Here is a 13,992-nt window from a genome sequence, read left to right as displayed (position 1 = left end):
GGGCGCTGCTGGCGAACCGGTGTTCTGCCCGACGCCGCCTGGCATGCAGGGTTGCAGGCCGTGGCTCTGGGGCGGGGAGCTCGCTGCTCGGGCGAGCGATGCGGTGCGTAGATGCCATTCGTGAGCACAATGTCGCCCGTATCGAGCTGATGACGAACAGGGCTGATGGCGTTGCTCCCTCCTGCCTTGACGATGCCTATCGAGCGATCGAGCCCGTGACGGGGCGGTCTGACGTCCGCGGAGGAATCTTCATGGTAAGGTGCGGGACTATGCGGGAGAAGATTGTTGATGTCAGGACGGAGGGCGATGTGGCGACGATCCGGTATCGAGAGGACCCGGAAGTTGACAGAGACATGATGGACGAGGTCAGCGCCTGCGAACCCCATCTTCCAGGCGCAGCTTCGCCGGACGGCGAGGCGCGGCGGCGATACAGGGTCATTAGCCTGGCCGCTGGAGTGAGCTATGAGGCCGCAAGGGAGGGGATCCACGGCCTCTCTATCGAGGCCATCGATGGTAGACCGGAGGACGACCTGACAGCGGGGATGCACTTCGTGCAGGCAAGCGAAGACTGACCTGGGGATTTCGCCCCGGCGATGCTCCACCGCTTCGGGATGGGCAGGCAGCTGCTCTATCAGGAGAGCAACGACGGCGGCGAGCGCTGGATGCTGGCGGGCGCGACTGGGCAGCGGCTCCGTGCCTGGAACGGGCGCGGCTTCGTCTACCGCTCTTCCTACGATGCGTTACGCCGGCCGACCCACGAGCACGTGCAGCCCGCCTCGGGCAGCGAGCGCCTGGCGCGCCGTTATGTTTACGGTGAAGCCCATCCCCAGGCGACGGCGCTGAACCTGCGCGGACGGCCGTACCAGGTGTATGATGGCGCGGGTGTGGTGACGAGCCTGACGCACGACTTCAAGGGCAACCTGCTGCAGGCCTCGCGCCGCCTGCGCAGCGACGTGCACGCAGACCCCGACTGGTCGGTGCTCGCGGCGCTCAACGATGTGGCCGCCATCGCCGCGGCCGCCGAGCCGTTGCTCGAGACCGAGAGCTTCGCGACGCAGACGGCGTACGACGCGCTCAACCGGCCGACCAGCGTCACCGCGCCGGACACCAGCGAGCTCAGGCCCACCTACAACGAGGCAGGCCTGCTCGACCGCGTCGAGGCGCGCGTCCGCGGCGCGGTGACGTGGACGACGTTCGTCGACGACATCGACTACGACGCCAAGGGCCAGCGCGAGCGGATCGAGTACGCCAATGGCACTTCCACCGCGTACACCTACGATCCGCTCACCTTCCGCCTCTCGCGCCTGAGGACGACGCGCAGCGCAGACAGCGCCGTGCTGCAGAACCTCACCTATGTGTACGACCCGGCGGGAAACATCGTCGAGATCGGCGACAGCGCGCAGCAGACGGTGTTCTTCAACAACGCCGTGGTCTCGCCGAGCGCGCAGTACGTGTATGACGCGATCTATCGGCTGATCGAGGCCACAGGCCGGGAGCACGCGGGCGGCCTCGCCGACGTGCAGCGCGACCAGAACGACATTCCCATCCAGTCGCTGCCGCACGCCAACGACGCCCAGGCGCTCCGGAACTACACCGAGCAGTACGTCTACGACGCTGTCGGCAACCTGCTGCGGATGGTGCATCAGGCCGGTACCGGGAGCTGGACCCGGCGGTATGCCTACGAGGCGACCAGCAACCGGCTGACCAGCACCAGCCTGCCGGCGGATCCGGTGAGCGGGCCCTACAGCGCCACGTACGCGCATGACGAGCACGGCAACATGACGGCCGTGCCGCACATCGACGAGCTCACCTGGGACGAGGACGACCAGCTGCGGAGCACCGATCTCGGCGGCGGCGGGGTCGTCCACTACACCTACGACGCGATCGGCCAGCGCGTGCGCAAGGTCTGGGAGCACAGCGGCCTCGTCGAGGAGCGCATCTACCTCGGCGACTACGAGCTCTACCGCAGGCGCAACGCGACTGGGCTCGTGCTCGAGCGGCAAACGCTGCACGTGATGGATGGCGCGCGGCGCGTGGCCATGGTCGAGACCAAGACGGTCGACACTTCGGGGCCGTTCACGGTGACGCCGCGGGTGCGCTACCAGCTCGCCAACCACCTCGAGTCGGCCTCGCTGGAGGTCGACGGGGCAGGCCTCGTGATCGGCTATGAGGAGTACCATCCCTTCGGGACGACGGCGTACTGGTCGGCCAGCAGCGCCGCGGAGGTGAGCCGGAAGCGGTATCGCTACACGGGGAAGGAGCGGGACGAAGAGACGGGGCTCTACTACCACGGGGCGCGGTACTATGCGGCGTGGCTCGGGAGGTGGACGGCGGCGGATCCAATCGGGACGAGAGCCGGCTTGAATTTGTTCGCCTATGTAAAAGGCAACCCTGTCAGGTTCATCGATCCCACTGGGACAGAAGACAGCCCACCGCCTGCTTCAAAGACGCCTGACATAGGCGATCAGATAAGCACGGCCCTCAAGCTGGCATTCGTGCTTGCGACCGATCAAACCCCCGAGCAGTTCGGCCAAGGAATAGTAGACAAAGCGAATCGAGCATTCGTGGAGCCCTTCGCGACGATCTATGCTCCAGGCGGGATGCTCGACAAGGCAGCGCAGAAAGCCGTCGATCTTTTACAAGGGGCGCCAGACAAGGAATACGTCACACCAGAAGAACACAAGAGAATGCTGGGCACCATCGCCGACGTCGGAATATCTTTGTTTCCTGGAGTTGGAGAAATTAGAATCGATATCCCTGGACCGCGCCTGGCGACCGCCAACGCCGGCAGCATGGCCTCGTCAGCAGGGACCATCGTATTTGATTCTTCAATAGTCAAAGCCCCAGCAGCTGCCATGAGCGCTGCGAACAAAGGCGATGGTGGTTCATCGAAGTCACCTCCGAAGCCGGAGTCCCCTGCTAAACCCGGCACCAGGGCGCAGGCTCCGTCGGCGGAACAGCCCAGACCGGCTGCCCCGAAGGTCAAGCCCGCGGCAGCACCGGCGCAAGGAGGCTTTCCTCCGTTGCAGAAACGTGCGGGGATCTTCATGTTCAGCGACGCCAGGAAACGGATTCTGGCGGCGGCGCCCCACGAGCGAATCGCCATGTTCCGGCAATATGCGGCACAAATCATGGCAGATGCGCCCGGAGAGATGATGTTTTTCGAGCGCAAGGTGACGAACGCGGAAGCCATGTTCGTGGGCTCGGCAGACGAAGCGTTGGTGTTCACCAAGGATGGCACGGCGTTTCGGGGAAATCTGAGGACCCCAGACCAATTCACCCTGAACGCGAACGGGTCCTTCACGGCGAACTTCGACAAGCTGACAAAATGGGGAACGAAATGACCAGCCGATCGATACAGGTGCAACCCATCGACGCGGACGCGGCAAGCGCGATCGTAGAATCGATCCACGAGCCAGTGGTTCGAAACCTTGTCAGCGTTGCATTCGGAAAGGCGTGGGGGCGATTCGCGAGGAGCTCTACGCTGGACGGCGAGGAGATTCCGCTCCGCCTGCCCGCGGAGTCGTTCGACATGGCATTCTACATCCGCGTGACGCGGGCGCTCTTTTCTACACCGCAATTTATTCGTAGCATTCTAGAAGGAGAAGCCGTTCCAACGACCCCCATCGTGCGCGCGCCAATGGCGCTGAACGAAGAGGCCGCAGAGCGCGTGCGGCAATCCATATCCGATCCTGTTTGCCGCAACCTGGTCACCGCCGCCCTCAACGAAGCGCGAAGGCAAATCGTCAAGAGCGGGGTCGCCGGCGAGGCCGAAGTTCAGGCGCCGCCGCGCTTGCCGTTCGACATGGAGTTCTTCGCCACTGTCATGGAGGACTACTTCTCGTTGCCATGGTTGATCGAGCGGCTCCTGGACGGGCAGTCACCCGCGCAAGCCTCCGGGTGGGATGATGAGTGACGAGCAGTCGTCGGGCGCCTACCAATCGGACTCGACGTAGAGGGAGAGCCCGTACCGTGCCAATACGCGGGGGTGCGCATGCCAGCGTCGCCGATCACGCCAGCCGGGCGCTCGCCCCCCGCCGTCGACGGCGAGCGAAGAATCTGCACCAGTCGATGTGCCATGTGAAGGCGCCGGCCCGAGCGCCGGCGCCGCCCGGCTCCCGAGACGCGCGCGCCCGTACACGGATCAACGGCGCTTCGAGCCAGAGCCGGACTGCAGACACGCCTCCAGCGTGTCGCAGATCCTCGACAGCTCCTCGCTCGTGTGAGCTGCGAACCCGAAGCGAAACGCGGCGACGGTCCCGGTCGCGGCGTGAGCAGACCCCGGAGTGAGGGCCAGGCCGCGTGCGTGCGCGCGCTGGACGAGCTCTTCCGAGGTCAAGCTGCGCAGGCGCATCCAGAGCGCCAGCCCCCCGCCAGGCGGGTCGCACTCGATCGCGGAGCGCAGGGGCGACCTCGACGCGAGTTGTTGCAGCAGGTGATCACGGCGCTGCCGGTAGAGCTGCCGAGCGCGCCGCGCGTGCCGCTGGACCTCGCCGTCCTCGATGAGCTCGGCCACGGCACGCTCTAGGACGACATCTCCCTGACGATCGAGCAGCTCACGGACCGCTCTCAAGCGCGCGACCACCGACCTGTCCGCGATGATGTATCCAAGCCGTATGGCCGGTGCGATGAGCTTCGACAGCGAAGCGATGTAGATGCAGCGTGACGAGAGGTCCTTGGTCGCGGCGAGGGGCAAGAGCGGCGCGCCCTCGAAGTGGTACTCGTAGTCGTAATCGTCCTCCACGATGTAGAGCCCGAAAGACTCAGCGATTCGTCGCAGGTGCATTCGACGCTCGGCGGACATCGCGACGGTCGTGGGGTACTGGTGGTGAGGCGTCACGTACACGGCCTTCAGTCGACCCTTGAGCCTCCTGGCCTGCGCCTCAAGCTCATCCGTTCGAAGGCCATCGGCATCGACCGGCACATGAACGACGTCGGCCCGAGCGAGCTGGAACGCGCGCCAGGCTGGCGCGTATCCAGGGTGCTCGACGGCGACGGCATCCCCAGGCTCCAGCATCGTGAGCGCGAACAGGCTCAGCGCGCCCTGGCTGCCACGAGTCAGGACGACCTCCTCCGAGGAGCACGAGAGCCCGCGAGCGTGATTGACGAAGCCCGCAAGGACATCCCTGAGCACGGGATCGCCTGCTGCATCTCCGTAGCCGAGGCCCGTCCGAGCCAGCGCTCGGAGGGCGCCGCGCTGGGCACGAGCGAGCTCGTCGACGGGCGCGATCCGGGCGTCCGGGATCCCGTCGTTCATCGCGATCACGGCGGCGCGGCGCTGGGCGAGCACCGTCTCGACCGAGCGGCGGCCCTCCGCGTCAGCAACAGCAAGCGTCGGAAGGTTGAGCGCAACCCGGGTGCCGCGGGCGGGTAGCGCCTCGAGCCACCCCTGGGCCACCAGCTCGTCGACGGCAGCCACGACGACCTTCCGGTTGACCTTGAGCTGGGCTGCGAGCGTCCGGCTGCCCGGAAGCGTCGACCCCGGCAGAAGTCGCCCGCGCTGGATCTCCTGAACCAGCGCCCGGCTCAGCTGGGTCTGCCGCGGCACGGCCCCACCGTCATCGAGCACCAGGTCGAAGCGCCAGGGTCGACCAGCTGGACCCGTCGACATGTTACTTCTGGAGCCTGTCATGGGTCCAGTTTCGCACTATCTCTGTTTCTGAGCAAGGCGCCCTTCGCGCCGACAAGGAGCAGAGATGAGCGACAAATTTCATTCAGCAGACTTCGACAAGACGCCGCCGCGGCCTCGCGTGGTGATGCCAGAGAAGCTCGCGCACCCCGCGGTCGAGTCGGCCGGGCGTCACGGCGACTACTCGAAAGCGAGGAAGCACCCGGTCTTCTTCGTGGACCTCCCGTCGCACGCGATCAGCATGACCATCGGCTGGCTCGATCCGGGGCAATCCTCGAATCGGCATCGGCACACGTACGAGACCATCCTCTACGTCCTGGAAGGAGAGGGCTACTCGTACGTCGGTGGGAAGCGTGTCGACTGGAAGGAGGGGGACGCGGTCTACGTCCCCGTGTGGGCCTGGCACAACCACGTCAATACAGGAAAGGGTCGGGCGCGCTACCTCGCCTGCGAGAACGCGCCGATGCTGCAGAACATGGGAGGGGTCGCGCTGCGCGAAGAGGTGCCCGACCGGGGTGACCAGCTCTTCGACAGCAACCACGAGGCGGAAGGAGGTGTACGATGACATCGACTCTTCGTGGGATCGTCGCCTACCCCATCACGCCGTTCACCGAGGCCGGGCGCGTCGATGAGCAGCTCCTCGGGCGCATCGTCGACGGCATGCTCGCCGCGGGGGTCCACGCGATCGCGCCGCTGGGCAGCACCGGGGTATTGCCGTACCTCTCGGACGAGGAGCGCGAGGCCGTCACCGACGTCGTCGTGAAGCGCGTGGCGGGCCGGGTTCCGACCCTTGTCGGCGTCTCGAGCCTCACCACGGAGCGGACCGTGCGCCACGCGAAGTACGCGGAGAGGGCTGGCGCTACCGCGGTGATGATCCTCCCGATGAGCTACTGGAAGCTCTCGGACAGGGAGATCGTGGCGCACTTCGAGGCCGTCGCGAAGGCCATCTCCATCCCCATCGCCGTGTACAACAACCCGGCGACGGGCGGCCTCGACCTCGGTCCCGACACGATCGCCCGGCTGCTGCGCATCCCGAACGTCACGATGGTGAAGGAGAGCACCGGAGACGTGAACCGGATGCACCGGCTCGTGCAGCTCTGCGGCGACCAGGTCGCCTTCTACAACGGAAGCAATCCGCTCGCGCTCGCGGCCTTCGTGGCCGGGGCTCGCGGCTGGTGCACTGCTGCCCCGCACGTCATCCCTCGCCTCAATGTCGAGCTCTACGAGGCGGTGACTCGTGGCGACCTCGATGCCGCGCGGCGATCCTTCTACCGCCAGCTGCCGTTCCTGCAGTTCATCGTCGCGCACGGCCTGCCGCGGGCCATCTCGGCAGCCCTGGAGCTGATGGGCACACGGGTCGGGCCGCTGCGGGCCCCGCTGCAGCCCCTCGAGAAGGAGCGGGTAGAGGAGCTTCGACGGATCCTGATCGATCTCGCCGTGCTTCCATCCGCCGCATGACGTCTTTTCGCGGGCAGCGCTGCTCGCCGCGGGCGTACTGCTCGCGGTGGGCACGCTCGCCGGCGTGTGGATCTGGTACGGCGACGCGGCGCCGATCGTGGCGCCGTTCGAGGAGGCGCTCTCCTGCGTGCCGAACGATCCGAGCGCTCGAGGAGGTGCACGAGAGCACCTCGGCCACACGTCGATCGCCTCGACGCACCGCTACGCGCACCTGGGTGAGCCGGAGTGCGGCGGTCCCATCCTGTCCCCAGGGGGCCAGCACCGCCTTGCGGAGCATGAGCGCACGGGCGAGCTGGTCATCGAGGCGCTCTCGCCGGAGATCCGGCAGAGTCGTTCAAGGCGCATTGATGGAAAATACCGGGAAGAAGCCGACGTCGCCCTCAGAGAACCGCCGGGCGAGCTCGGGGATCTCGTCGAAGCCGTAGATTCGCTCGTCGACCTCGGGCATCCAGCCCTCGGCCTCGGCGTACGCGACCGCCTCCACGCCCTGGGGGTAGCGCGCGTAGTGCGTGTTGACGTGCTGGTGCCGCCCGATGCACTCCGACGCGCGAAGCATGGAGAGGACCATCCCCTCCTTCCACCCAGCGCTGGTGACCACCCCCTGGCGCCCGAGCGCCTTCAGCGTCGCACGGAAGACCGGCGTGCCGATGTAGTCGACGAAGATCTGCACCTTCATCCCGGCCGTGCGCCGCTCCACCTCCTCCAGGAACCTGCCCTCGGCCTCGAGGTACGATCGGCGGTAGCCCGCGTCGGTCACGAACCGGCGCTCATCGTAGCTGAGCTCCCCAAACTGCCGGCGATCAAGGGCCGTCACGCCCGTCTTGCGGATGAGCTCGAGACGCCTGTCGTTGCCGGAGAGCATCACGGTGTTGCACCCGTGCCGCCGCGCGAGATCCAGCTCCGCGAGCGTCGTGCCCCCGCCCCACCCCCAGACATGCGGCGCCGGGAGCTCCTCGCGCGGGACCTGGAGACGGAACGAGCCATGGGCCTGCACCCAGTTCGACCACGCCGTCACGTAACGCCCCGAGAACGCCGCCCACCGAGGCAACGAATGACGGGTGTCGTCCGGGATGCGCATGAGCTCGTGCGGCCGCAGGATCATCTTCGTCGCGAGGCAGCCCATGGTGCCCGGCGCGTCGTACGCCATCGCCTTCTCGGGGTAGCCCCACGCGTCGACCACCGAGGCGCAGAAAATGAAGCCGATATCACCAGGCTTGAGCCCCTGGACGCCCGAGCCGACCTCGAGCACGCGGACCACGCCGGTGTTTCCGATGATCACCCGGGGCTCGCCGCGCTGCTTGCAGATGTCGACGGGCTTGCGAGAGAGCGCATGGTTCATGTTGCCCTCCCAGCACCCGAACAGCGGCTCTGCCAGGATCTCAGCGCTGGAGATGTCGCGGAGCTCGAAATCCTCCTGGACTAGCTCCGCGAGCTTTCCGATGTCTGTCCCCGTACCCGGATAAAGGAACCAAGCCCTCACGCTGTGCGGCAAAGAAACCTCCGTCGAACTTCCATCGAAAAGAGAGGCCGCGTCCTGACATATGCCGAGACCTCTCCTGTGTAAAGCGCCCCAGCCCGCGACCACTACGGCAGAACGCCGAGCTCACGCTCGAGGTAACTGGCCATCGCAGAGACGGTCGGGTGATCCATCGCCATCGTCACCGGCAGCGTCATGCCGAACGCCTGACTGAGCCCCTGCACCACCTCGATCGCGAGCATCGAGTCCATCCCGAGCTCGTCCAGGCGCTGATCTGGGTTCAGGGACAAGCTTTGATCAAGCCCCATGATGCTCTGCACGACGGCGGTGACCTCGTGAATCAACATGCCCATGCGCTTGTCCGGAGAGCTCCGGAGGATACGCCGCGCGAGATCGTTCTCCCCGTGCGGGCTCTCGGCCTCCGACAGCTCCGCAGGGGCGGCGATGCCGGCGAAGAGGACGGGCAGGGCCGCTCCGGCGGCGCGCTTCGAGAGCCGCACGGGATCCAGGTCCATCGCGATGATGTGGGCGCGATTCCATCGCAGCATGTGCTCGAAGAGGGTGAGAGCCTCGTCGGGCGCAAGGCCCGAGAGACCCCATCGCCTGCCAAGCGCGTCGAGGACGTCGTGCGCCATGCCGGCTCCCGCGAACGGCCCCCAGGCGATGCTGAGCGCCGGGGCGCCCTGCGCGCGAAGATGAGCCGCGAAGGCGTCCTGAAAGGCATTCGCGGCGGCATAGGCGGCCTGCCCGGGGTTGCCGAGCAAGGCCGACACCGACGAGAAAAAGACGAAGAAGTCGAGATCGCGGCCACGCGCCTCCGCCCAGAGGTTCTCGCTGCCACGCACCTTGGGCGCGAGGACGCGGTCGAACGACGCCGCATCGGTGTTGGTCAGGACGGCGTCCTCGGTCACGCCGGCCGCGTGGACAATGCCGGCGAGCGGCGGCATCGCATCGATGCGCCGGAACAGGGCAGCAACGTCGTCCCGCTGCGCGACGTCCGCCTGCACCACGTGGACGCGCGCGCCTTTTGCGCGCAGCCCCGAGAGCGCAGCCTGCGCCTCGAGGCCCGGCGAACGCCGGCCCACGAGGACGACGTGACGGGCGCCGCGGCCCACCATCCACCTCGCCCAGCCGAGCCCGAGAGCGCCCAGGCCGCCGGTGATCAGGTAGGTCGCTCCGGTGCGCAGCGCGGTGGGCTCGCCGGCACCGGCGAGGCCCGGGCAGCGGCCCACGCGCGGCAGGTAACGGGCCCCGCCGCGGAAGGCGATCTCCGGCTCGACGTCTGCCCCGAGCAGGTGCTCGGCAAGCATGGATTCCTCCGCAGGCGGCCTCGCCGGATCGAGGTCGATGAGCCCACCCGAGAGGTCCGGGTGCTCGGCGGCGAGCACACGGCCAAGCCCCCAGAGCGGAGCCCCTGCGAAGCCGCGCGCGTCGTCCACCTGGGTCGGGGATCGGCGTTCGCCGTCCCCTTCCACCTGGGTCGGGGATCGGCGTCCGCCGTCCCCTTCCACGTGGGTCGGGGATCGGCGTCCGCCGTCCCCTTCATGCACCTGCACCGCCTGCGCGCCCCGGGTCGCGAGCCACAGCCGCGGCGGCGCGCCCATCCCGGCGCGGCCCTTTCGGTCTGCGAGAGCGCGCGCGAGCCGCAGCACGCTGTCGCAAAGGCGCAGATCGGCGTGGTCACCGGACGCGCGCTGCACGCCCCGGGGCGCTTCGTCCGCCGCTCGAAGATCGACGATGCCGGCGACCGGCACGCCAGAAGGCCCCCCATCCCCTTCAAGCAGGCGAAGAACCTCGGCGAGAGGCGCGTCGCGATCACCGCCGGCCTCGGCTCGCACGAGGATCGGCGCTCCGCCCTGCTGCTCGAGGCGCGCCGCGAGGCCCTGGCCGAGCTCAGAGCCGCCCGCGAGGAGGATCCAGCGAGCAGGAGCCCGCGCGGAGCGGTCCGGCGCCTGCGGCTTCGGGCGCCACGAAAGCTCGTACAGCAGCTCGGCCTGGCGTGCGGCGAGCTTCCCCAGGAGGTCAGATCGCGAGCGCCAGCCGATCGCGAGCCCCACCGCATCGACGACGGCTCGGCCAGCGCTGTCGCGCAGCGTCCATGCGACGGTGAACGGATCACCCGGGGCGCCCGGGACCGCACGCGCATCGCAGGTCCATGGGCCCTCCCCTCGGCGCGCTCCCGCGTAACGAAGCCGGGAGAGCGAAAGAGGCACGGGCAGCGCGCCCTCGGGGGCCGGATGGGCCAGCGCCGCCGCCAGGACGACCTCCAGGGCGGCGTGCAGGAGAGCGACGGAGAGCGGGACGGCCACGCCCTCCTTGCCGTCCTTGCCGTCAGGGATCGCTATCTCCGCGCTCACGCCGTCAGGTCCCAGGGCGGCGCGCTCCACCCAGCGGGCTGCCCCGAGGGGTCGATGGCCGCTCGCTTCGAGGCGGGCATAGAAGCCGTCTCGGTCCACGACCGCTGTGGCGCCCCCGCCGATCGCCTCGGGCCTCACGGCGGCCGGAGCCGGTCCCGCCTCGACGTCGCGGAGCTTCCCCGTCGCGTGCGTCGTCCAGCGGGCGCGGTCGGGCGGGCTGTCGGCCGGGATGCTGGCGATCGACACGGAAAAGAGCGCCCCTGTCGGCTCCGGTACGAGGGTGAGATGGCTGATGCGCTCATCGTCACGCCGGCGCAGGAGCATCGGCTCGGGGAACGCGAGGTCCTCGAGCAGGGCCTCCTCGCACCCGAGCGCCTGCGTCGACGCAGCCAGGAGCCGCCCGAGGTGGATCGCCACGGGAACGAGCATGGGCTCCTCGGGCAGCGGATGCATCGACGTGGGGCGGGACTCCGTGGGTTCCTTCAACCCGGAGCGCGACTCCATCCTCAGCAAGGGCATCGAGGAAGCGGCCACGCGGGCCTCGAACTGGAGCGCGGACATGGGCGAGGCGACGCGCCCGCCGAGGAGCGGATCCCCCGCTTCTGCGGCCGCTCGCGGCAGGAGCCGCCGCGCATCTCCCCCGGAGGGCCGGCGCACCGGCAGCCACAAGGACTCGCGCTGGAACGGGTACGTCGGCAGGCTGATGCGCCGGCCAGGGCGGCGCTCGTGGAGCTTCGCCCAGTCCACCTGGACGCCCCGTACGCTGAGCGCCGCGAGACCGTGGAGCAGAGGCACCACCTCGTCCCCAGGGGCCGCGATCGAGGGGATCCAGACCGCGGGGGCGGCCGGAGGCAGGCCGCTGGCCGGACCGAGCGCCACGAAGATCCCGCAGCCCTCGGCGTGAAGCGCCTGCACGCCGACCTCGAGCTCCGTGGTGCGAGCCCATGTGGCGCGATCCGGCACTTCGTCGGGCCTCATCAACCGACCGATCGAGCACGACACGATCCCGATGCGCGCCGGTGGGCGCGCGTCGATCGGCGGCTCGCGGCCAGCCGCGAGCGCGGCGGCCTGCTCGAGCGACAGCGCTCCGGCCACATAGGCCGCGGTGACCTCGCCGACGCCGCACCCCATCACGAGGTCCGGCTCGACGCCAAAGGCGCGCCAGAGCGCGCAGAGGGCCACTTCGAGCGCGAACACCGCAGGTCGCTCGTACCTGCCCGCCGGGAACGCCGACGGGGCGCCCGCAGGAGGGAGCAAGGCGCGGAGCACCGAGCCGTCGAGCAACGGCCGGAAGAGCTGGTCGCAGCGGTCGAGCGCCTCGCGGAAGGCCGGCTCCGTCTCGTAGAGGTGCCGACCGAAGCCGGCCCGGTCACCGGCGCGGCCGGAGAGCACGAACGCCACCTTGGGGCGCGCGGTCGCCTCGCCAGAAAGGACGCCCGTCGGCCGATCCCCCCGGGAGAACGCCGCCAGGAGCGGCGCGGCCTCCGCCGTCGAGCCGGCGACGAGCGCGGCGCGGAACGCGTGCCGCGCCCGGCCGAGGTTCGCCGTGAAGGCCACGTCCGGGAGCTCGATCGAGGCGTCGGCCGAGAGCGCCGCCGCGTAGCGGACCGCGAGCTCCCCGAGCGCGGTCTCCGTCTTCGCCGACAGCGTGATGACGTGGTGGCCATGGCGCTGGCCCTCGGGCCTTCGCTCGGGCTCGGGCGCCTCGGCCAGGACGACATGCGCGTTCGTGCCGCTGATGCCGAACGAGCTGACCCCCGCGATGCGCTCCGCGCCGCCGCGCGGCCAGGACCGCGCCTCGACCGGGATGACGAGCGGCGTGCCCTCCAGCGAGATGCGCGGGTTGAGCTGCGTCCAGTGCAGGTGGGCGGGGATGACGCCGTGCCGGAGCGCGAGGACCGCCTTGATGACGCCCGCGACGCCCGCGGCGGCCTCGATGTGGCCAATGTTCGTCTTGACGGAGCCGACCGCGCAGACCGATCCATCCGGGCGCGGGTCTCCGAAGATGTCCTTGAGCACCTCCATCTCGATCGGATCGCCGAGCGGGGTGCCCGTGCCGTGCGCCTCGATGTACCCGACCTCGGAGGGCGAGACGCCGGCGGCCTCGAGCGCCGCACGGATCACGCCGCGCTGGGCGAGGCTGCTCGGCGCGCTCAGACCCGCGCTGCGGCCGTCGTGGTTGACCGCCGAGCCGCGGATGACGGCCCAGATGCGATCTCCCGCGCGCCGCGCGTCGGAGAGGCGCTTGAGGACGAGCACGCCGACCCCCTCGCCGCGCGCGAACCCGCTCGCGCGGACGTCGAACGTCCGGCAGCGGCCGTCGGGCGAGAGCGCCCGCATCTTCGAGAGCTTCACGAAGCCGTCGGGCGCAAGGATGAGGCTCGCGCCGCCCGCGAGCGCGAGGTTGCACCTGTCGCTCCGCAGGCTCTCGCACGCGAGGTGGATCGCGACGAGCGAGGAGGAGCATGCCGTGTCCACCATCATGCTGGGGCCCTCGAGCCCGAGCGTGTACGAGACGCGGCCCGCAAGGACGCTCGCGAGATCGCCCGTCAGCGTGTGGGGGTCGACCTGGGCGAGGCCCCCGCCCCGCGTGTGCAAGAGCTCGTAGTCGCGCCAGCTGCCGCCGACGAAGACGCCCGTCCGGCTCCTGCGCATCCCGTCCGGAGGCTGCCCCGCGTCCTCCAGCGCCTCCCACACGACCTCGAGCAAGAGCCGCTGCTGCGGGTCCATGCGCGCGGCCTCGCGCGGCGTGATCTCGAAGAAGTGGGGGTCGAACCCGTCGACGCGGTCGAGGAACGCGCCGTAGCGCGTGTACATCTTGCCGGGAGCGTCCGGGTCGGGGTCGTAGAAGGCATCGACGTCCCAGCGATCGGCCGGGATCTCGCGGACCGCATCGCCCCGCTCGGCGAGCAGGCGCCAGAAGGACGCCGGGTCGCCCGCGCCCCCGGGGAGGCGGCACCCGATGCCCACGATGGCGATCGGCTCCGGCCGAGGTGCGAGCAGCGACGAGAGCACCGCGCGCTCGTCGGGCGAGAGCTCCGCGACGAGCTCGGAAACCGCCTGCATGGCTT

Annotated in this window: 8 protein-coding genes; 5 read left to right on the top strand and 3 right to left on the bottom strand. The window is 69.1% G+C overall.

The features are described 5' to 3' along the window. Positions 1–269 precede the first annotated feature (269 nt). Genes WME89_RS19495 through WME89_RS19485 form a run of 3 tightly spaced genes read left to right on the top strand, consistent with a single transcriptional unit; the run spans position 270 to position 3,916 of the window. Complete coding sequence (locus tag WME89_RS19495; protein WP_438010619.1) at positions 270–572, top strand: hypothetical protein; 303 nt, start codon at positions 270–272, stop codon at positions 570–572. A 21-nt stretch (positions 573–593) separates the two neighbouring features. Continuing rightward, the gene (locus tag WME89_RS19490) at positions 594–3,344 is read left to right on the top strand and encodes an RHS repeat domain-containing protein (RefSeq protein WP_438010618.1); all 2,751 of its coding nucleotides are present in this window, start codon (positions 594–596) and stop codon (positions 3,342–3,344) included. Positions 3,345–3,361: 17 nt separating this feature from the next. Next, a complete protein-coding gene (locus WME89_RS19485) occupies positions 3,362–3,916 on the top strand; it encodes a hypothetical protein (protein WP_438010617.1) in 555 nt (184 codons plus the stop codon). A gap of 228 nt (positions 3,917–4,144) precedes the next feature. On the opposite strand, the gene WME89_RS19480 is transcribed toward WME89_RS19485, so the two are convergent. Then, positions 4,145–5,611 (bottom strand): PLP-dependent aminotransferase family protein, encoded by a 1,467-nt coding sequence (locus WME89_RS19480; protein ID WP_438010616.1) that lies wholly within the window; start codon positions 5,609–5,611, stop codon positions 4,145–4,147. Positions 5,612–5,696: 85 nt separating this feature from the next. Here WME89_RS19480 and WME89_RS19475 point away from each other — a divergent pair, with 85 nt between their 5' ends. Both WME89_RS19475 and WME89_RS19470 read left to right on the top strand, forming a co-directional pair. Next, a complete protein-coding gene (locus WME89_RS19475; protein WP_438010615.1) occupies positions 5,697–6,194 on the top strand; it encodes a cupin domain-containing protein in 498 nt (165 codons plus the stop codon). Continuing rightward, complete coding sequence (locus WME89_RS19470) at positions 6,191–7,087, top strand: dihydrodipicolinate synthase family protein (RefSeq protein WP_438010614.1); 897 nt, start codon at positions 6,191–6,193, stop codon at positions 7,085–7,087. The genes WME89_RS19475 and WME89_RS19470 overlap by 4 nt, the downstream gene beginning before the upstream one ends. Before the next feature lie 334 nt (positions 7,088–7,421). On the opposite strand, the gene WME89_RS19465 is transcribed toward WME89_RS19470, so the two are convergent. Further along, positions 7,422–8,567 (bottom strand): hypothetical protein, encoded by a 1,146-nt coding sequence (locus WME89_RS19465; RefSeq protein ID WP_438010613.1) that lies wholly within the window; start codon positions 8,565–8,567, stop codon positions 7,422–7,424. 104 nt (positions 8,568–8,671) lie between these two features. Then, entirely contained in the window at positions 8,672–13,987 is a 5,316-nt protein-coding gene (locus WME89_RS19460) for a type I polyketide synthase (protein WP_438010612.1), read from the bottom strand. Between the last annotated feature and the right edge of the window lie 5 nt (positions 13,988–13,992).

The sequence above is a fragment of the Sorangium sp. So ce321 genome, assembly GCF_051530195.1.
Lineage (GTDB): Bacteria > Myxococcota_A > Polyangia > Polyangiales > Polyangiaceae > Sorangium.
Note: the sequence above shows the minus strand (reverse complement) of the source record. Positions and strands in the feature narration are given on the sequence as shown.

Coding starts and splice junctions, on each gene's coding strand:
- WME89_RS19495 (WP_438010619.1), top strand. CDS start 270: ATGCGGGAGAAGATTGTTGATGTCAGGACGGAGGGCGATGTGGCGACG.
- WME89_RS19490 (WP_438010618.1), top strand. CDS start 594: ATGCTCCACCGCTTCGGGATGGGCAGGCAGCTGCTCTATCAGGAGAGC.
- WME89_RS19480 (WP_438010616.1), bottom strand. CDS start 5,611: ATGTCGACGGGTCCAGCTGGTCGACCCTGGCGCTTCGACCTGGTGCTC.
- WME89_RS19475 (WP_438010615.1), top strand. CDS start 5,697: ATGAGCGACAAATTTCATTCAGCAGACTTCGACAAGACGCCGCCGCGG.
- WME89_RS19470 (WP_438010614.1), top strand. CDS start 6,191: ATGACATCGACTCTTCGTGGGATCGTCGCCTACCCCATCACGCCGTTC.
- WME89_RS19460 (WP_438010612.1), bottom strand. CDS start 13,987: ATGCAGGCGGTTTCCGAGCTCGTCGCGGAGCTCTCGCCCGACGAGCGC.